Below are 16,840 nucleotides of genomic sequence, written 5' to 3'. Positions count from 1 at the left end.
CCCCTACCCTGGAAAGGGCTGCTCGGCGGCCTGCTGTGTGGCCGAGGCGCGCCCCGCCCCCCACGGCCTCGGCCACACAGCAGGCCGCCGAGCAGCCCTTTCCAGGGTAGGGGCGGTGCGCGCACATCTCCGGAGGTCGAGAGGACGTTCCGCCCTCGAGGCGAACGCGGGAAACGCGTGTCAGCGTTTCCCGCTAGCCGGTCGCGACCCGCTCTCCGAATCGCGACCCCTCGCGAAGCCGACCGCGCTGAGGAGAGCGCAAGCGCTCTCCTCACAGTTCAGAACAGATCCGGCGACGGCGTCGACGCGTAGCGGATGGCGACGTCGGCGTGGCGGTCGAAGCGGTAGCCGACTCCGCGGACGGTGCGCACGATCTCCTCGTAGCGGCCGAGCTTGGCGCGGAGGCGGCGGACGTGGACGTCGATGGTGCGCTCGTTCGGCGCGTCGTCGTCCGCGGCGCCCCAGAGCGAGGCGATGAGCTCGGCGCGCTCGATGGTGCGGCCCTCGCGGAGCACGAGGTACTGGAGGAGCTCGAACTCCTTGTAGGTGAGGGGGGTGGTCTCCTCGTCGAGGATGACGCGCTTGCGGGAGATGTCGATGACGACGCCGCCGGGTGCACGGTCGGGGTCGGGCTCGGCGTCGGAGCGGCGCTTGGCGACGGCGGCCGGGTCCTGCAGCGCGAGGCGGACCACGTCCACGTCGCGGCCGCCGGCGCCCTGCGGGGCGAGGGCGACGGAGGCGTAGGTCTCGGCGTCGGGGGCGAGCTGCGCCGTGACGCGCTTGAGCTCCTCGACCAGGCGGCCGAGGTCGACTCCGGCGGCGCGGGCCTTGGCCTCGTCGATGCCGACGTAGAGGGCGAAGCCGCGGGCCTCGGTGCCCTGGGGGACGGCGCGGAGGCGGGGTGCTGCGGGCGCGGCGTCGGCGACCGGCTGGAGACGGGGCGCCTCGGTGGAGGTGGCGGCGGTGACGGTGCGGGTGTGGAGAAGGGTCATGACGAGTCCTTGGCTGGTCGGATCCGGGACGAGTGTCCGAGGGTGCGGATCCGGGTGTGCGCGATCGAGCCGGCCCGCGGTGCACGGTGGCGGCAGAGACGGATGCGGGGCATCCAGGGGATCGTCCGCGCCTCGGACGCTCAGCCGATCGTGACGATCAGCGGGCGGAGGCGGTGCGGGGATCCGGCGAGGTCAGTTCCTCATGCACACATTCGACAGCACATGACGGGGCCACCGGCCATCATCATGCCGGCATTCCCGATGGCCTCGAGGGAGGTCGGGGCGTGCAGGGTGTCACTCATGTCCGTCAGTAAAGCGGAGGCCGGTGCACGGCGTCAACACTTCCGTGGGGATGGACGGCGCGTCGGGGGTGGTTCCGGTGCTCGGGAGGAGGCGCGCGCCGTGATTGGGGACCTCGATGCGCCCGCTGCGCGGGCTGCTCGATCCGCAGGACGGGCTTTGCCGGACGGTCGCGGTGGGGGCTGTCGAGACCCTCGCTGCGCCGGCCGACCGGCACGGCTCAGCGGGGCTCCCTGTTCCGGGGTGCGACGCGAGGCCCGCTCGTCCGGGGGCCGGCGGGCTCAGCCCGCGAGGCCGTAGAGGCGGTCGCCCGCGTCGCCGAGGCCGGGGACGATGTAGCCGAGCTCGTTGAGCTTCTCGTCGAGGGAGCCGAGGACGATGGTCACGTCGCGGTCGCCGAAGGCCTTCTCGACGGCGGCCAGGCCCTCGGGGGCGGCGAGCAGGCAGACGGCGGTGACGTCGACCGCTCCCCGGTCGAAGAGGAACTGGATGGCCGCGACGAGCGAGCCGCCGGTCGCGAGCATCGGGTCGAGGACGAAGCACTGGCGGTTCGACAGGTCGTCGGGCAGGCGCTCCGCGTACGTGGTCGGCTCGAGCGTCTCCTCGTTGCGTGCCATGCCCAGGAAGCCGACCTCGGCGGTCGGGATGAGCTTGACCATGCCCTCGAGCATCCCGAGGCCGGCCCGGAGGATCGGGACGACCAGCGGCTGCGGGTCGCTGAGCGCGAGGCCGGTGGTCTGCGTCACGGGGGTCTCGATGGTGACGGTGCGGGTGCGGACGCCGCGGGTGGCCTCGTAGGCGAGGAGCGTCATCAGCTCCTCGGCGAGCTGCCGGAAGGTGGGGGAGGGGGTGCGCTTGTCACGCAGCACGGTGAGCTTGTGGGTGATCAGCGGGTGGTCGGCTACGTGGACGCGCATAAGCTCAATCTACTGGCCGGAGCGGCGCCCCACCGGCCGCAGCGGGCCGCCGCAGGAGGGGGAGCGATGCGCGACAGCGATCTCCGCGTCCCCCGCCGCTCCGAGGAGTGGATGGGCCTGGCGCTCGACGAGGCGCGGCGGGCCGCGGGCTGGGGCGACGTCCCCGTGGGCGCGGTGGTCCTCGACTCGGAGGGTGCGGTGCTCGGGCTCGGGCGCAACGAGCGCGAGCTGCGGCGGGATCCGACGGCGCACGCCGAGGTGGTCGCGATCCGCGCGGCGGCCGAGGCCCGCGGCGACTGGCATCTCGAGGGCTGCACGCTGGTGGTCACGCTCGAGCCGTGCGTGCTCTGCGCCGGAGCGATCCTGGCGGCGCGGATCGACCGCGTCGTCTTCGGTGCGTGGGACGAGAAGGCGGGCGCCTCCGGATCCGTGCACGACCTCCTCCGCGACCGCCGGCACAACCACGTGGTCGAGGTGTACCCCGGGGTCCGCGCCGCGGAGTGCTCGCGGCTCCTGCTCGACTTCTTCGCCGACCGCCGCTGACGCCGACCGCCGCTGACGCCGAGCGCCGCCGAACCCCTCAGCTCGGAGCGCCCAGCCACTCCGTCAGCGCGAGCCGCGTCACCGCGTGCATCCGCTCGAAGCGCTCCGCCGCGACGTCCTCGGCGAGCACGGCGGCGTCGTAGCCCGCCGCTCCTGCCCACTCCCCGTCGCCCTCGAGCCACTGCGCGGCCATCGTGCCGGTCAGCTCGGGGTGGAACTGCACGCCGAGGAGCCAGTCCTCCACGGCGAACGCCTGCACCTCGCCCGTCGGTGACGACGCCAGCAGCGCCGCTCCGCTCGGCAGCGCGAAGGTGTCGCCGTGCCACTGCATCACGTCGACGTCGGCGAGGTGCCGGAGCGGGGAGCCGACGCCCTCCTCCGTGAGCACGACCGGGCGGAAGCCGACCTCGCGGGCCGATCCGGGATGGACGGACTCGCCCAGGGCGGCCGCGATCAGCTGCGCTCCGAAGCAGACGCCGAGCGTGGGACGGCGGTGGTGCATCCGGTCCTGCAGGAGCGCGATCTCGGGGCTGATGAAGGGGTGCCGCGAGGTCTCGTAGACGCCGGCGCTGGAGCCGAGCGTGACGACGAGGTCGGGGGCGAGGATGTCGATCGCGTCGAGGTCCGTCCCTGCGACGGCGTCGACGGCGAACCCCCGCTCGGTCAGCATCGGCTCGAGCGCGCCGAGCCCGGCACCGCGCTCGTTGACGATCGCCAGGGCCCGGCGCATCTCAGGCGCTCCCGTGCGGCGCGGCCGGCGGGGAGGCGGCGGGCGGAGCGGAGGCGGCCGGAGCGACCGCAGCGGCCGTCCCTTCCGCCTCCGTCACGGCCGGACGGGCCGCCGCCGATCCCGCGCGTCCGCGGTCGACGTCGGGCTCGAGGTAGATCGTGGTGGCGGCGGGAACGGCCTCGCGGATCCGCTTCTCCGCGGCGTCGATCCCGGCGGCCACGTGCTCGAGGGTCTCGGCGGCCGGGAAGGCGAGCTTCGCGGCCACGAGGATCTCGTCCGGTCCGAGGTAGAGCGTGCGCATGTGGATGACGCGCTCGACGTCGCGCCCGGCCTCGAGCGCGGCGCGGATCGAGGCGGCGTCGGCGGGAGTCGCCCCCTCTCCGACCAGCAGGCTCTTCGTCTCGACGCCCAGCACGATCGCCACCACGATCAGCAGGGTGCCGATCATGATCGTTCCGATCGCGTCGTAGACCGAGTCGCCGGTGATCACGGTCAGCCCGACTCCGAGCAGCGCGAACGTCAGACCGGTGAGCGCGGCGACGTCCTCGAGGAGCACGACCGGCAGCTCCGGCGCCTTCGCCCGGCGGATGAACTGCAACCAGGACTGCGAGCCGCGGACCCGGTTCGACTCCTTCACGCCGGTGCGCAGCGAGTAGCCCTCGAGGCAGATCGAGATCACGAGGACCAGGATCGGCAGCCAGGCGTTCTCGAGCTCGTGCGGCTCGGCGATCTTCTCGATGCCCTCGTAGAGCGAGAAGACGCCGCCGACGGAGAACAGGATGATCGACACCACGAAGGCGTAGACGTAGCGCTCCCGTCCGTAGCCGAACGGGTGCTCCTCGTCGGCGGCCTTCCGCGACTTGCGGCCGCCGAGCAGCAGGAGCAGCTGATTGCCGGAGTCGGCGAGCGAGTGCACGCCCTCGGCGAGCATGGAGGCGGATCCGGAGAAGAACCAGGCGACGAACTTCGTCAGGGCGATGCCGAGGTTGGCCGCGAGCGCCGCGATGATCGCGGTGCCGCCTCCGGATGCGCTCACGTGGTCTCCTCGGGCTCGCCGCTGGATGGTCGGGCCATCCTACGAGGCCCCGGACCGCACCCGGACCCCCTTGCCGCGGGCTCTTCGTAGGATGAGCGGCGTGACCGATGCGCCCGTCCTGCTCCCGTCCATCGCCGTCCTCGGCCTCGGCTCGATGGGGGGTGCGATCCTCCAGGGCCTGCTGGCTCCCGGCGTGCGCGTCGAGGGGGGCGTGCGGGTGACCAACCGCGACTCCGCGAAGGCCGCCGCGTGGGACGGCCACCCGGTGGTCACCGCCTTCGCCACCGCGGACGACCCGGAGGCCAACCGGCGCGCGGTCGAGGGCGCGGCGATCGTGCTCGTGGCCGTCAAGCCGCACATGGTGCCGGACCTGCTCGACGAGATCGCCGACGCGCTCGCCCCGGGCGCGGTCGTCGTCTCCGTCGCCGCCGGCGTGACCGCGGCCACGTTCGAGCGGCACCTGCCCGCGTCCGTCGCCGTGCTCCGCTCGATGCCGAACACTCCCGCGGTCGTGGGCCGCGCCGTCACCGGCCTCAGCGCGGGCACGCGGTCCGGCGACGAGGACCTGGCGCTCGTGCGCCGCCTGTTCGAGACGGTCGGCGAGGTGGTCGAGGTGCCGGAGTCGCAGCTCGACGCGCTCTCGACGATCTCCGGCTCGGGGCCCGCCTACGTGTTCCTGCTGATCGAGGAGCTCATCGCGGCCGCTGTCGCGAAGGGCTTCACTCCGGAGCAGGCGTCGACGATGGTGGTCGGCACGTTCCGCGGCGCCGCCGAGCTGCTCGCGGACTCCGGCGAGGAGCCCGCGGAGCTGCGCCGGCGGGTCACGAGCCCGAAGGGCACCACCGAGCGGGCCGTCGCGGTCCTGCAGGAGGCCGACCTCGCCGCCCTCTTCACGCGGGCGACCGACGCCGCGCTGGCCCGCGCCCGCGAGCTCGCCGCCTCCTGACTCCGCCCTCCTCTCCGCGAGACGCCGCCCGGATACGCGACACCCGGAGCGGGCGTACCGGAGCGGCATCCCGCAGAGGAGGAGGGAGGGGGCGCGGGTCAGGAGCCGAGGGCCGCGAAGCGCTCGATGTCGCTGGGGGTGCCGCTGACCACGATGAGGTCGTGGTTCGAGACGACGGTCTGCTCGGTCGCGTAGGTGAAGGGCTTGCCCGGGCTCTTGACGCCGACGACGGTCACGCGGTGCTTGCGGCGCACGCCCGACTCCGTGAGCGTCAGCCCCCGGATCGGCTTGGGCGGGTACATCTTCGCGAGCACGAAGTCGTCGTCGAACTCGATGAAGTCGAGCATGCGGCCCGAGACCAGGTGCGCGACGCGCTCGCCCGCCTCCGCCTCGGGGTAGATCACGTGGTTCGCGCCGATCCGCTCGAGGATCTTGCCGTGCGAGCGCGAGATCGCCTTCGCCCAGATCTGCGGGATCTTGAGGTCGACGAGGTTCGCAGTGATCAGCACGGACGCCTCGATGGAGGAGCCGACCGCGACGACGGCGACCTGGAAGTCCTGCGCGCCGATCTGCGCGAGGGCGTCGAGCGAGCGGGCGTCGGCCTGCACCGCGTGGGTGACCCGCTCCGACCACTTCTGCACGAGACCGGCGTCGGCGTCGATGGCGAGGACCTCGCGGTCGAGGCGGTCGAGCTGGCCGGCCGTGGCGGCTCCGAAGCGCCCGAGGCCGATCACCAGCACCGGGGCGTCGTACCTGATGCGGTCAACCAACGATGGGCCTCTCTTCCGGTCGTCTGAACAACTGCCTCCGCTGGCTCGCGGCGAGCGCGGCGGCGAGAGTCACGGTACCAACGCGGCCCATGAACATCGTCAGCGCCAGGATGTAGACCCCGGACGGCGGCAGCTCCGCGGTGAGCCCCGTCGAGAGCCCGGAGGTCGCGAAGGCCGAGATCACGTCGAAGAGCACGTGGTCGAGCGAGGCCTTGGTGATGTGCAGGATCAGGACGCTCGACACGGCGACCGTCGTCGCGCCCCACAGCACGACCGAGACGGCCAGGCGGAGGACGTCGTTCGGGATCCGGCGGCCGAACGCCTCCATGTCGTTGTTGCCTCGGGCCTCGGCGAACGCGGCCAGGAACAGGATCGCGAGGGTCGTGACCTTGATCCCGCCGGCCGTGGAGGCCGATCCTCCGCCGATGAACATCAGCATGTCCGTCACGAGCAGGCTCGAGCCGTTGAGGTCGGGGACCGAGATCGTCGAGAAGCCGCCCGACCGCGTCATCGTCGAGAGGAAGAAGGACTGGAAGACGGTGTCTCCCGCATCGAGGCTGCCGAAGGTCCTCGGATTGTCGAACTCGAGCACGATGTAGAGGACGGCCCCGGCGACGAGCAGGATCACGGAGGTGACCAGCGTCAGCTTCACGTGCACCGACCACTTGCGCGGGCGCCGCCAGCCGCGGGAGAAGGCGTAGATGACGGGGAAGCCGATCGAGCCGAGGAAGACGCCGAGCATCAGGATGCCGAGGAACCAGTAGTCGTCCTCGAAGGGGGTGAGTCCCGCGGCGTTCGGGGCGAAGCCGGTGTTCGTGAACGCCATCGCGGAGTAGTAGAAGGAGTGCCAGACGGCCTCGCCGATCGGGATCCCGTCGATCAGCATCCGCGGGAACAGCAGCAGCGCGACGATGATCTCGATCGCGGCGGCGCTGATCGCGACGGTGGCGAGCAGTCCGCCGATCTCGCCCAGGCGCACGGCCTGGCCCTCGGCGACGGGGCCGGAGTGGATCCGCAGCGGGTTCGAGTCGCTGGCGACCATGAGCTTCGCCCGGAGCCCGAGGCGGCGCGAGATCGCCAGGCCCATGATCGAGGCGAGCGTCAGCACTCCCAGAGCGCCGATGTTCACGCCGACGAAGATGATCGAGTGGCCGAACGCCGACCAGTGCGTCGCCATGTCGACCGTCGCGAGGCCGGTCACGCAGATCACCGACATCGCGGTGAAGAAGGCGTCGTGCAGCGGAGTGACGGTGCCCGTGGTGCTCGACACCGGCAGCGAGAACAGCAGGGTGAACACGAGCACGAGCGCCGAGAAGATGAGGATCGCGAAGCGGGACGGCGAGCGTCCGGCGAAGTCGTCGATGAGGTCGCGGGCCCGCTCGAAACCCGACCAGGGGGAGACGGGCGAGACGCCCACGGGGCTGCGGAACTGCTGCCGAACCACCACGGCGGATCCTCCACTCGATCGCGGCCATGCTACCCGCTCGGTGCCGGGCCCCCGGGGCGCTGACTAGCCTGGGCGCATGGCTGACATCTTCGGGGTGATCGCGGACGGGACCCGCCGGGACATCCTCGCCCTGCTGCTCGAGCAGCGGCGGGACGGCTCGGCCGAGGGCATGAGCGTGTCGCGGATCGTGGCGCGCCTCGAGCTGAGCCAGCCGACCGTCTCGAAGCACCTCAAGGTGCTGCGCGAGACCGGCCTCGTCACGGTGCGCGAGAGCGGACAGCACCGCTTCTACGCGCTCGAGTACGCGCCGCTGGCGGAGGTCGAGGACTGGCTGCTGCCCTTCCTCGCCGAGGACGAGGCGGCCGGCGCCCTGCTCGACGCTCCGACCGCGGCCCGGGCGGAGTCGCTGGGTCGGGCGCTCGCCGAGCGCACCCACCAGGTCAGCACCGTGGTGCAGGACATCCAGCGGGGCGTCAGCGAGGGAGCGACGAAGGTGGCGGAGGCGCTGCGCATCCGCAAGTGAGGGGCGCCGAGGAGCCGGAAACGGTGGAGCCCCGGGTCGTGTAAGCTCGCGGGAGCCAGTTTTTCGTAAGCGGCCGCCCGTCGGGCGGTCGACCCCCTGAACGTTGTGAGGTCTTCGTGGGTTCTGTCATCAAGAAGCGTCGCAAGCGTATGGCGAAGAAGAAGCACCGCAAGCTGCTTCGCAAGACTCGCCACCAGCGTCGCAACAAGAAGTAGGCTCGCGCCTCTTCCCACTCGAGCGTCCGCCCTTCCGGGGTCGGGCGCTCGTCTGCGTTCACGGATCATCCCGGCGGCGCTCGCCGTCTCGGCGCCCGTCGCCGGGGCCGCCGTACACTGACCGCATGGTGGACGTGGAGCTGACGCTCGTGGGCAAGCCGGGCTGTCATCTCTGCGACGACGCGCGGACCGTGGTCGAGCAGGTGGTCGCCGATCTGGGCGGCGAGGCGTCGGTCGCCGTCTCGGAGGTGTCGATCCTCGACGATCCCGAGCTGCACGAGCGCTTCGTCGAGGAGATCCCGGTGGTGCTGATCGACGGGCGCGTGCACACCTTCTGGCGGGTCGATCCCGCGCGGCTCCGGCGGGCCCTCCTCGATCGCGGGTGAGCTTCGACCGGGCCGTCCGGACGGAAGCACGACCGCGACGTCCCTCTGACGGGGGACAGGACGGCTCGCGATAGCTCGCCTCTCGCCCTTACCCTCGTGAGGGGGGAGTGCGCTCCTCCGTGCGCGGACGCAGATCGTCGCCCGTGGAGGAAGGAACCGCCATGCCGTCATCCCGCCGACTCGCCCTGCCCGCCGCCGCTCTCGCGGCGCTCGTGCTCGGCCTGGCCCTCCCCGGAGCGGCCGTCGCGGCCCCCTCCGCCTCGACGGTCTCGACCACGGTCGAGCAGCCGGCCGCGACGACCATCCCCGGCGTGCCGGAGGATCCCGAGCAGCCGGGCGACGGCGGCTCCGACCCCGTTCCCGGCGTCCCCGAGGAGCCGTCCGTTCCCGGAGTGCCCGAGGAGCCGGCAGAACCCGAGCAGCCCGCTCCCGTCGACCCCGCGCCCGTGGACCCCGCGCCGGTCGATCCGGCACCGGTCGACCCCGCGCCCCAGCAGCCGAGCCAGCCCTCCACCGGCGGTGGATCCACCGGCGGCGGCTCGACCGGCGGCGGCTCGACCGGCGGCGGCTCGACCGGCGGCGGCTCGACCGGCGGCGGCTCGACCGGCGGCGGCCAGCAGGGCGGCTCCGGCGGCGGTCAGCCCTCCACCGGCGGCGGATCGTCCTCCGGCGGCTCCGGCTCCGGCGGCGGCACCACCGGCGGAGCGACGTCCGGCGGCACCTCCGGCGGCGGCACCACAACCGGCACCACCACGTCCGGCACCGCCGGCTCCTCCGGTGCGGGCGCCGTCACTCCGGCGGCGTCGGCCCCCGGACGCACCGAGCTCGGCACCTCGACCGAGGGCGCGAAGCCGGCGGCCGGTGCCGCGACCGCGGACGTCTTCCTCACCCGCGAGCTCGCCGTGCAGCCGGAGGCGCTCACCGTCGAGCTCGCCCGCTTCTACGGCGTCGGCTTCTCGTACACCGGCTTCGCGAGCGGCGAGGCCGTCTCCGCGGTCCTCCGCGACCCGAACGGCACCAAGACCCCGCTGACCCTCGAGGCGGGGAGCGGCACCGCGACCGTGCCGACCGCGCTGATCACCAAGTCGGGCGCCTTCACGGTCGACCTCACGGGCGACCAGGGCTCCGCCGCCAAGGTCGTCTTCCGGCTGGCGCCCTCCACCGGCAACGGCCTCCTGCTCGAGCCGCGCGAGCTCGGCGACGGCAGCACCGAGGCGCCCCGCGGCGCCGTCTGGGGCTTCGACGCCGACGAGGAGGTCGCCGTGGGCGCCTTCGAGACCTCCGGGTCCCGCGCCGACCTGGCCGCCGGCGACGTCGCCGTGCAGTCCGACTCCATCGGCTGGGCCGAGCTGGCGCTGGGCGACGCGGTCATCGCCGACCCCGACCCCTCCGTCTACTGCGTCGTCGCCTTCGGCCGCGAGTCGCACCGCACAGCAGCTGTGACCGTCTCCTACCGTGACAGCGACACCACGGCCGCACCGTGGGAGGCGCAGCAGGTCTGCGGCACCGCGATCAGCGCCGCGCGCACCGCCTTCATCAGCACGGCCGCCTCGGCGGGACCGGCCGGCATCACGCCGACCACCGCGCTGATGATCGGCGGCGGCGCGGTCGCCGCGTCGCTCGTCGCCTGCGCGGCCGTCCTGGTCGTGATGCGCCGCCGGCGCATGAACACGGACCTCTTCATCGGCGGACCGCTGCCGCGCACGCAGAGCGACTGACGCGTCCGGAGGACGAGGGAAGGCCCGCGGGACGCGATCCCGCGGGCCTTCCCTCGTCCTCTCCCGGCGCTCAGCCGGCCGCGGTGAAGCGGAGGAGGATCGTCCGCGCCTCCGGCCGCAGCTGGAAGTCGGGCCACACGTCCGGACCGCACGCGCGGGAGCCCAGGCCGTGCTGGGCGGCGTCGATCACGAGGACCGCGCGCTCCGACTCCGGCAGCTCGTGCGGGTGCGCGGCGGCCGTGATCTCCTGCGGCGTGTGCCGCGCCAGGGTGAAGCCGGGAAGGCGCCCGTGCAGGTCGCGCGCGGCTTCGATGCGGAGCCGGGGCGAGCCCGCCTCCGTCAGCGTCAGCTCGCGCACGCTGCTGCGGTGACCGCTCTCCTGCGGGCGGGCGTACGGAGTCGTCAGCCGGTCCATCTCCGCCGTGAAGCGCCCCACCCGCGCGGCCCGGAGGCTGTCGGGGTAGGACTCGAGCGGGCCGGTGCCGAACCACTCCGCGCCGTCGATCGACGCGGGCAGGTCGATCCGGATGCCCAGCCGCGGCCAGACGGAGTCCCAGCCCCGGGTCGGCACGAGGTCGACGCGGAGGACCGTGCTCTCCCCGTCGACGCTCCAGCGCTCCTCCATCAGGAGTCCCGCGTCGAAGTCCGCGGCCGAGAAGCGGGTCACGCGGCGGAGCCCGGCGGAGGCGTCCACCTCCTGCACGCGGCCGACCAGGCGGTCGAGTCCGGCCTCGCGCCAGCGGGCGGCGGAGGAGGGGGCCGGCAGCCCGCGGCCGTCGCCGTCGTACGGGTCGCCGGTGACGTAGCCGGGGAAGCCCGCGCCCTCGTCGTTGTCGGTCGGGGCGCGCCAGAGCTCGGCGCGCGGTCCGTCGACGGGCAGGCCGGCGAGGAAGGCGAGCCGGCCGTCGCGGAACCGCGCGACTCCGAGCGCGCCGCCCTCGAGGGGCGGAGCGGCGCGGACGGCGCGGGTCCACGCGGGCACCGCCGACGGCGCGGCGAGGAGGTGCTGACCGGTGGAGAGCACGTGGCCATCCTCCGCCCAGGCGGTCGAGGCGTCGAGGACCGCGTCGACGGTGAGCCAGGTCTCGCCGCCGGGGCGCACCTCGAGCGGGGGGAGCTCCACGTGCACGGCGTCGCCGGCCGCGATGACCGGGGCGTCGAGCACTCCCTCCGCGGTGACCCGCCCGTCCCGCTCGACCCGCCACGCGAAGCGCAGATCGGCGGTGGAGGCGTCGTGCCGGCGGTTCTCGATGACGACGCCGTCGCCGCGGACCGTGAGGCGCACCGGAGCGACGATCTGCTTCCACTCGAAGAGGCCCGGGCTGGGCGTGCCGTCGGAGAGCACCATGCCGTCCATCACGAAGTTGCCGTCGTGCACCACCTCGCCGAAGTCGCCGCCGTACGCGTAGTACTCGACGCCCTCCGGCGTGCGCGCCCGCAGGCCGTGGTCGCGCCACTCCCAGACGAAGCCGCCGTGCAGCCGCGGGAAGCGGTCGACGAGGTCCTCGTACTGGTCGATCGCTCCCGGGCCGTTGCCCATCGCGTGCACGTACTCGCAGAGCAGGAAGGGCTTGGAGCGCTGCCGAGCGGACTCGCCGGGGGAGCAGCCGAGCAGCGGAGTGAGCGAGCCGTCGGTGCCGATCCGCTCGGTCTCGGGGATCGAGGAGTACATCCGCGAGTACACGTCGGTGTACGCGCCGGTGTAGTCGCCCTCGTAGTGGACGGGGCGCTCGGGGTCGCGGCCGTGCACCCAGGCGGACATCGCGGCGAGGTTCGCGCCGGTGCCCGCCTCGTTGCCGAGGGACCAGAGCACGATGCTCGGGTGGTTCTTGTCGCGCTCGACGGTCCGCTCGATGCGGTCGAGGTAGGCCTCTCGCCAGGCGGGGTCGTCGCTGGGGTTGCCCGCCCAGCCGACCCGCTCGAAGCCGTGGGTCTCGAGATCGCACTCGAGGACCACCCAGAAGCCGAGCTCGTCGGCGAGGTCGAGCAGACGGGGATGCGGCGGGTAGTGGCTGGTGCGGATGGCGTTCACGTTGAAGCGCTTCATCATCGCGAGGTCCTCGCGGGCGGAGTCCTCGTCGAACGCTCGACCGCGGTCGGGGTGCGTCTCGTGGCGGTTGACTCCATGGAAGACGACGCGCTCGCCGTTGACCAGGAAGCGGTCGCCGCGGATCTCGACCGTGCGGAAGCCGAGCCGCAGCGAGACCGTCTCGCCGGCGGAGGCGAGCGTCGCGTCGTAGAGGCGCGGAGCCTCCGCCGACCACGGCTCGACCTCGGGGACCTCGATCGCGGCGATCTCCTCCGCCGAGGCCCAGACCGTCTCGATCCCGAGCCCGGGCACGCGCAGCGTCAGCGGGAACGCGTCGGCCGCGGCGGTCACCTCCGCCTCGATGCGGCCCGCGCCGCCGGCGAAGGAGGAGCGCAGCCACACGTCCTCGATACCGCCGACGGGGCGCGCGAGCAGGTGCACCGAGCGGAAGATCCCCGGCAGCCACCACTGGTCCTGGTCCTCCACGTAGCTCGAGGCCGACCACTGGTGCACGCGGACCACGACGAGGTTCTCGCCCGGGCGGACGACGCCGGTGACGTCGAACTCCTGCGCGAGCCGGCTGCCGGAGCCGATGCCGATCTCGACGCCGTTGACCCAGACGCGGTAGCGGGACTCGACCCCGTCGAAGCGCAGGACGACCGCCTCGGCGGAGTCCCACTCCTCCGGAACCACGACAGTGCGGCGGTAGTCGCCCGTCGGGTTCGCGTCCGGCACGAACGGCGGCTCGGTCGGGAACGGGAACTGCACGTTCGTGTAGGCCGGCAGTCCGTAGCGCCCGTCGCCCTGCAGCACCCAGTGCGAGGGCACCGGCATCAGATCCCAGCCGGAGTCGTCGAACGACTCGTCCCCGACGGCGTCCACGCCCTCGCCCTCCGGCAGCACGCCGGCGCCGCCCGGGGTCCCCGGAGCGGCGGGAAGCAGGCGGAAGCGCCACTCCCCGTCCAGCGGGAGCGCCGGGGCGTCGGTGTGCAGCCACGAGCGGGGGGCCCGGCGGCGGCCGGAGCCCGGCCCGGTGTCCGTCAGGTAGTGGGAGGTCGTCGGGGGAGTCGTCACTTCACGGAGCCTTCCGTCAGGCCGCCGCGCCAGAAGCGCTGCAGCACGATCATGGCGATGGCGAGCGGGATGATCGACAGCAGGACGCCGCCGGTCGTCAGCTCGTAGAACTCGGGCAGGCGGTCGACCTGTCCGAGCCAGTTGTTCAGTCCCAGTGTGATCGGGAACAGGTTCGTGTCCGAGAGCATCACCAGGGGCAGGAAGTAGTTGTTCCAGATCCCGACCAGCTGGAAGAGGAACACGGTGACCAGCGCGGGAGTCAGGATGCGCAGCCCGAGCGTGTGGAAGATCCGCAGCTCCCCGGCGCCGTCGATGCGCGCCGCCTCGATGATCGCGGTGTCCACGGTCGCCTGAGCGTAGATCCGGCAGAGGAACAGCCCGAACGGCGAGACGAGCGAGGGGATCAGCACGCTCCAGTAGGTGTTCGCGATGCCCATCTGGCTGAAGAGCAGGAACAGCGGCAGAGCGGTCGCGGTGCCCGGCACCAGGACGCCCGCGAGGATCGTCCCGAACACGAGCCTGCTGCCGCGGAACTCGTACTTGGCCAGCGCGTAGCCGCCCGCCGCGGCGAGGTAGGTCGCGAGCAGGGCGCCCACTCCGGCGTAGAGGACGGAGTTGAGGAACCAGCGGACGAAGATGCCGTCGCCGTAGGTCAGCACCTGCGTCAGGTTGTCCCAGAGCGCGAACGTCGGGGCGAACCAGAAGCCGTAGGTGGCGAAGAGGTCCTCGGTCGTCTTGGTCGCCGCGACGACGACCCAGTAGACGGGGATGAGGAAGTAGACCGCCACGACGACGAGGATCGCGGTGACGATGATGGTCGAGGCGCGGTTGCGGCCGGCCGAGCGGTCGGGCCCGCGTCCGGCCTTCACGGGGCGGTCGGCGGTGACGACTCCGGTGGTCGTGGTCGGCGGGGTCTCGGTGCGGCTCATGACGACCTCCTGTTCGAGATCGAGAGGAACGTGAAGGAGAGCAGGAACGCGACCAGCGCGATCAGGACGGCCTGGGCGGCGGCGACGTTGTAGTCGTTGTAGGCGAAGGCCGTGGTGTACGCGCTGAGGTTCGGCGTGTACTGGCTGTCGATCGCCGGAGCGACCGTCTTCAGCACCTGCGCCTCGGCGAACAGCTGGAGCGTTCCGATGATCGAGAAGATCGTCGTCAGCACCAGCGCGGGGCGGATGAGCGGCAGCTGGATGCTGCGGGCGACGCGCCAGGTGGAGGCGCCGTCGACCTTCGCCGCCTCGTAGAGCTCGACCGGGATCGCCTTGAGCTGGGCGACGATGATCAGCATGTTGTAGCCGGTGTAGCTCCAGAGCGAGATGTTCGCGATCGACCAGAGCACCGTGTCCGCACCGAGGAAGTCGGGCTGGAGCCCGACCACGTTCGCCGCGTCGATGAGCGGGCTGAGGCCGGGCACGTAGAGGAACGACCACAGGATCGTCGCGATGACTCCGGGCACTCCGTAGGGGAGGAAGTAGGCCGCCCGGAAGAAGCCGGGGAACTTCGCCGACGCCGACTCGAGCATCAGCGCGAGGACGGTGCAGAGGGCGATCATCACCGGCACCTGGACGATGCCGAAGAGGAACATCCGCCCGATGGAGGCGATGAAGTTGCCGTCGGCGAGGGCCTGCGCGTAGTTGTCGAAGCCCGCGAACCCGCTGGTGACCCCGGCCTCGCCGAAGAGGCCGGAGCGCGTCACCTTCGTGAAGCTGGAGCCGACGGCGACGACGATCGGGACGATGAACGTGAGGACGAACAGGGCCAGGAAGGGTCCGAGGAGGATCCACGGGGCGCGGGCGACCGCGCGGCTGCGCCGGGGCGCGCCCGGCGTCCGCGTGGTGGCCGCGACCGCGGCGGCGGCGGGGGAGGTCGTGGTGGTCATGCGGAGGCCCTCCTGATGCTCAGGCCCTTGTTCTCGAAGACCGTGATGATCTGCTGCTCCGCCTCGGCGACCGCGTCCACGAGCGAGAGCCCGGACGCCTTCTTCCGGAAGCCGTCGCTGAGGATGTTGAAGGACTGCTGCGTGACGGGCCACCAGGACCAGTCCGGGTTCTGCTCCTTCGATGCGGGCACGAGGACGTCCTCGTTGTAGTTCTGCCCGCTGAAGAAGTCGCTCGGACCCTTGCGGGCCGTGCCGATCTCGCCGACCGCGGGAGACCAGCCGATGCCGCTGTTGGCGATCATCGCGTCGATGCCCTCCTGCGTGGTGGTCATCCAGACGGCGAACTCGATCGCCTCCTCCGGGTGCTTGCTGCTCGAGAACACCGCCGCGGTCGATCCGCCGAGGAAGCTCGAGCCGAAGCCGGTGTCGCCCCAGACGGGCATGGGAGCCGCGCGCCACTTGCCCGAGCCTCCGCTGACCCCCTCGAGCAGGGCGTCGCCCCAGCTGCCGGTGGCGCAGGAGGCGATCCCGCCCTTCGCCGCGGCCGCGAACCACGCGGGGGAGTAGGCGCCGTAGCCGGTCTGCACCAGGTCCTGGTCGATGGCCGTGTCGAAGAAGGAGGCGACGCGCGTCGTGGCGTCGTCGGTCATGTCGATGACCCAGCCGTCCTCCTCCGGGCGCAGCCACTGCGCGCCGGCCTGCGTCGCGAACGCGGCGAAGACCGAGGCGTCGGCGAGCGGGAAGCAGTCGATGTAGGAGCCGGCTCCGCGCAGCTCCGTCGCCACCGCGGCCCAGTCGTCCCAGGTCGTCGGCGGCTCCGCACCCACCTTCCCGAACACCTCGGGCTGGTAGAAGAGCGCCATCGGGCCGCTGTCCTGCGGGATGCCGTAGACGCCGCCCGTGTAGCTGACCTGGCCCCAGAGCGTGGGGTCGTACAGGTCGCGATACTGCTCGACGCCGTACCGGGTGAGGTCGACCAGGCCGTTGACGAGCATGAACTCGGGGACGGAGCGGATCTCGACCTGGCCGAGGTCGGGCCCGCCGCCCGCGGCGAGGGCCGAGTAGAGCTTCTGGTAGCCGCCCGCGTTGCCGCCGGGGATCCAGACGGCCTCGACCTGGATCTCGGGGTGCGAGGCGTTCCAGACGTCGCAGACCTTCTGCAGGTCCTTCAGCCAGCCCCAGTACTGCAGGCGGACCGGGCCGGTGGCCGGGGCGATCGTCGGCGCCGTGTTGACCGAGACGGTGCCCGGTGTCGCGCAGGCCGTCAGGCTCCCGAGTGCCGCGGTGCCGAGACCGGCGGCGATGAGCTGTCTCCGGGTGAACGGATGCATCTTC

At 72.5% G+C, this 16,840-nt stretch carries 16 protein-coding genes; 6 read left to right on the top strand and 10 right to left on the bottom strand.

Annotation, left to right across the window (positions count from 1 at the left end; translation table 11 throughout):
* Positions 1-278: 278 nt before the first annotated feature.
* Entirely contained in the window at positions 279-992 is a 714-nt protein-coding gene (locus C5C71_RS12595) for a winged helix-turn-helix domain-containing protein (RefSeq protein WP_104224849.1), read from the bottom strand.
* Positions 993-1,573: 581 nt separating this feature from the next.
* On the bottom strand, positions 1,574-2,209 hold the full coding sequence (gene upp / locus C5C71_RS12590; RefSeq protein WP_104224850.1) for a uracil phosphoribosyltransferase: 636 nt from the start codon (positions 2,207-2,209) through the stop codon (positions 1,574-1,576).
* A 66-nt stretch (positions 2,210-2,275) separates the two neighbouring features.
* Between upp and C5C71_RS12585 the strand changes: the two genes are divergently transcribed.
* Positions 2,276-2,752, top strand: a complete 477-nt coding sequence (locus C5C71_RS12585) for a nucleoside deaminase (RefSeq protein WP_219812140.1) — start codon at positions 2,276-2,278, stop codon at positions 2,750-2,752.
* Positions 2,753-2,789: 37 nt separating this feature from the next.
* Here the strand turns inward: C5C71_RS12585 and C5C71_RS12580 are convergent, their stop codons facing one another.
* Both C5C71_RS12580 and C5C71_RS12575 read right to left on the bottom strand, forming a co-directional pair.
* Positions 2,790-3,482: a gamma-glutamyl-gamma-aminobutyrate hydrolase family protein gene (locus C5C71_RS12580; RefSeq protein WP_104337806.1), complete on the bottom strand. Its 693-nt coding sequence runs from the start codon at positions 3,480-3,482 to the stop codon at positions 2,790-2,792.
* A gap of 1 nt (position 3,483) precedes the next feature.
* Positions 3,484-4,518, bottom strand: a complete 1,035-nt coding sequence (locus C5C71_RS12575) for a cation diffusion facilitator family transporter (RefSeq protein ID WP_104249769.1) — start codon at positions 4,516-4,518, stop codon at positions 3,484-3,486.
* 154 nt (positions 4,519-4,672) lie between these two features.
* Here C5C71_RS12575 and proC point away from each other — a divergent pair, with 154 nt between their 5' ends.
* A complete protein-coding gene (gene proC, locus C5C71_RS12570) occupies positions 4,673-5,464 on the top strand; it encodes a pyrroline-5-carboxylate reductase (RefSeq protein ID WP_374953059.1) in 792 nt (263 codons plus the stop codon).
* 98 nt (positions 5,465-5,562) lie between these two features.
* Here the strand turns inward: proC and C5C71_RS12565 are convergent, their stop codons facing one another.
* Entirely contained in the window at positions 5,563-6,234 is a 672-nt protein-coding gene (locus tag C5C71_RS12565) for a TrkA family potassium uptake protein (protein ID WP_068255410.1), read from the bottom strand.
* Entirely contained in the window at positions 6,227-7,597 is a 1,371-nt protein-coding gene (locus C5C71_RS12560) for a TrkH family potassium uptake protein (protein WP_244229642.1), read from the bottom strand. Before C5C71_RS12560 ends, C5C71_RS12565 begins: the two co-directional genes overlap by 8 nt.
* A gap of 160 nt (positions 7,598-7,757) precedes the next feature.
* Here C5C71_RS12560 and C5C71_RS12555 point away from each other — a divergent pair, with 160 nt between their 5' ends.
* From C5C71_RS12555 to C5C71_RS17640, 4 genes are all read left to right on the top strand, one after another.
* The gene (locus C5C71_RS12555; RefSeq protein WP_104224854.1) at positions 7,758-8,204 is read left to right on the top strand and encodes a helix-turn-helix transcriptional regulator; all 447 of its coding nucleotides are present in this window, start codon (positions 7,758-7,760) and stop codon (positions 8,202-8,204) included.
* Positions 8,205-8,320: 116 nt separating this feature from the next.
* On the top strand, positions 8,321-8,419 hold the full coding sequence (locus C5C71_RS12550) for a 30S ribosomal protein bS22 (protein WP_003792170.1): 99 nt from the start codon (positions 8,321-8,323) through the stop codon (positions 8,417-8,419).
* 125 nt (positions 8,420-8,544) lie between these two features.
* Entirely contained in the window at positions 8,545-8,805 is a 261-nt protein-coding gene (locus C5C71_RS12545; RefSeq protein ID WP_104224855.1) for a glutaredoxin family protein, read from the top strand.
* 161 nt (positions 8,806-8,966) lie between these two features.
* Positions 8,967-10,523 (top strand): hypothetical protein, encoded by a 1,557-nt coding sequence (locus C5C71_RS17640; RefSeq protein ID WP_181065708.1) that lies wholly within the window; start codon positions 8,967-8,969, stop codon positions 10,521-10,523.
* 70 nt (positions 10,524-10,593) lie between these two features.
* Here C5C71_RS17640 and C5C71_RS12535 read toward each other — a convergent pair whose 3' ends face one another.
* From C5C71_RS12535 to C5C71_RS12520, 4 genes are read right to left on the bottom strand one after another with little or no spacing between them, the layout of a single operon-like run.
* Positions 10,594-13,626: a glycoside hydrolase family 2 TIM barrel-domain containing protein gene (locus tag C5C71_RS12535; protein WP_219814193.1), complete on the bottom strand. Its 3,033-nt coding sequence runs from the start codon at positions 13,624-13,626 to the stop codon at positions 10,594-10,596.
* Entirely contained in the window at positions 13,623-14,555 is a 933-nt protein-coding gene (locus C5C71_RS12530) for a carbohydrate ABC transporter permease (RefSeq protein WP_104225919.1), read from the bottom strand. Before C5C71_RS12530 ends, C5C71_RS12535 begins: the two co-directional genes overlap by 4 nt.
* The gene (locus tag C5C71_RS12525) at positions 14,552-15,505 is read right to left on the bottom strand and encodes a carbohydrate ABC transporter permease (protein WP_104225918.1); all 954 of its coding nucleotides are present in this window, start codon (positions 15,503-15,505) and stop codon (positions 14,552-14,554) included. The genes C5C71_RS12530 and C5C71_RS12525 overlap by 4 nt, the downstream gene beginning before the upstream one ends.
* A complete protein-coding gene (locus C5C71_RS12520; RefSeq protein ID WP_104337805.1) occupies positions 15,502-16,836 on the bottom strand; it encodes an ABC transporter substrate-binding protein in 1,335 nt (444 codons plus the stop codon). The genes C5C71_RS12525 and C5C71_RS12520 overlap by 4 nt, the downstream gene beginning before the upstream one ends.
* Between the last annotated feature and the right edge of the window lie 4 nt (positions 16,837-16,840).

Origin of the sequence: Rathayibacter sp. AY1C1, assembly GCF_002932105.1 — a bacterium.
Taxonomy (GTDB): domain Bacteria; phylum Actinomycetota; class Actinomycetes; order Actinomycetales; family Microbacteriaceae; genus Rathayibacter.
Note: the sequence above shows the minus strand (reverse complement) of the source record. Positions and strands in the feature narration are given on the sequence as shown.

Bases quoted from the DNA above. Each gene is read 5' to 3' on its own strand.
- C5C71_RS12595 (WP_104224849.1), bottom strand. From the start codon at position 992: ATGACCCTTCTCCACACCCGCACCGTCACCGCCGCCACCTCCACCGAG.
- upp (WP_104224850.1), bottom strand. From the start codon at position 2,209: ATGCGCGTCCACGTAGCCGACCACCCGCTGATCACCCACAAGCTCACC.
- C5C71_RS12585 (WP_219812140.1), top strand. From the start codon at position 2,276: ATGCGCGACAGCGATCTCCGCGTCCCCCGCCGCTCCGAGGAGTGGATG.
- C5C71_RS12580 (WP_104337806.1), bottom strand. From the start codon at position 3,482: ATGCGCCGGGCCCTGGCGATCGTCAACGAGCGCGGTGCCGGGCTCGGC.
- proC (WP_374953059.1), top strand. From the start codon at position 4,673: ATGGGGGGTGCGATCCTCCAGGGCCTGCTGGCTCCCGGCGTGCGCGTC.
- C5C71_RS12555 (WP_104224854.1), top strand. From the start codon at position 7,758: ATGGCTGACATCTTCGGGGTGATCGCGGACGGGACCCGCCGGGACATC.
- C5C71_RS12545 (WP_104224855.1), top strand. From the start codon at position 8,545: ATGGTGGACGTGGAGCTGACGCTCGTGGGCAAGCCGGGCTGTCATCTC.
- C5C71_RS17640 (WP_181065708.1), top strand. From the start codon at position 8,967: ATGCCGTCATCCCGCCGACTCGCCCTGCCCGCCGCCGCTCTCGCGGCG.
- C5C71_RS12530 (WP_104225919.1), bottom strand. From the start codon at position 14,555: ATGAGCCGCACCGAGACCCCGCCGACCACGACCACCGGAGTCGTCACC.
- C5C71_RS12525 (WP_104225918.1), bottom strand. From the start codon at position 15,505: ATGACCACCACGACCTCCCCCGCCGCCGCCGCGGTCGCGGCCACCACG.
- C5C71_RS12520 (WP_104337805.1), bottom strand. From the start codon at position 16,836: ATGCATCCGTTCACCCGGAGACAGCTCATCGCCGCCGGTCTCGGCACC.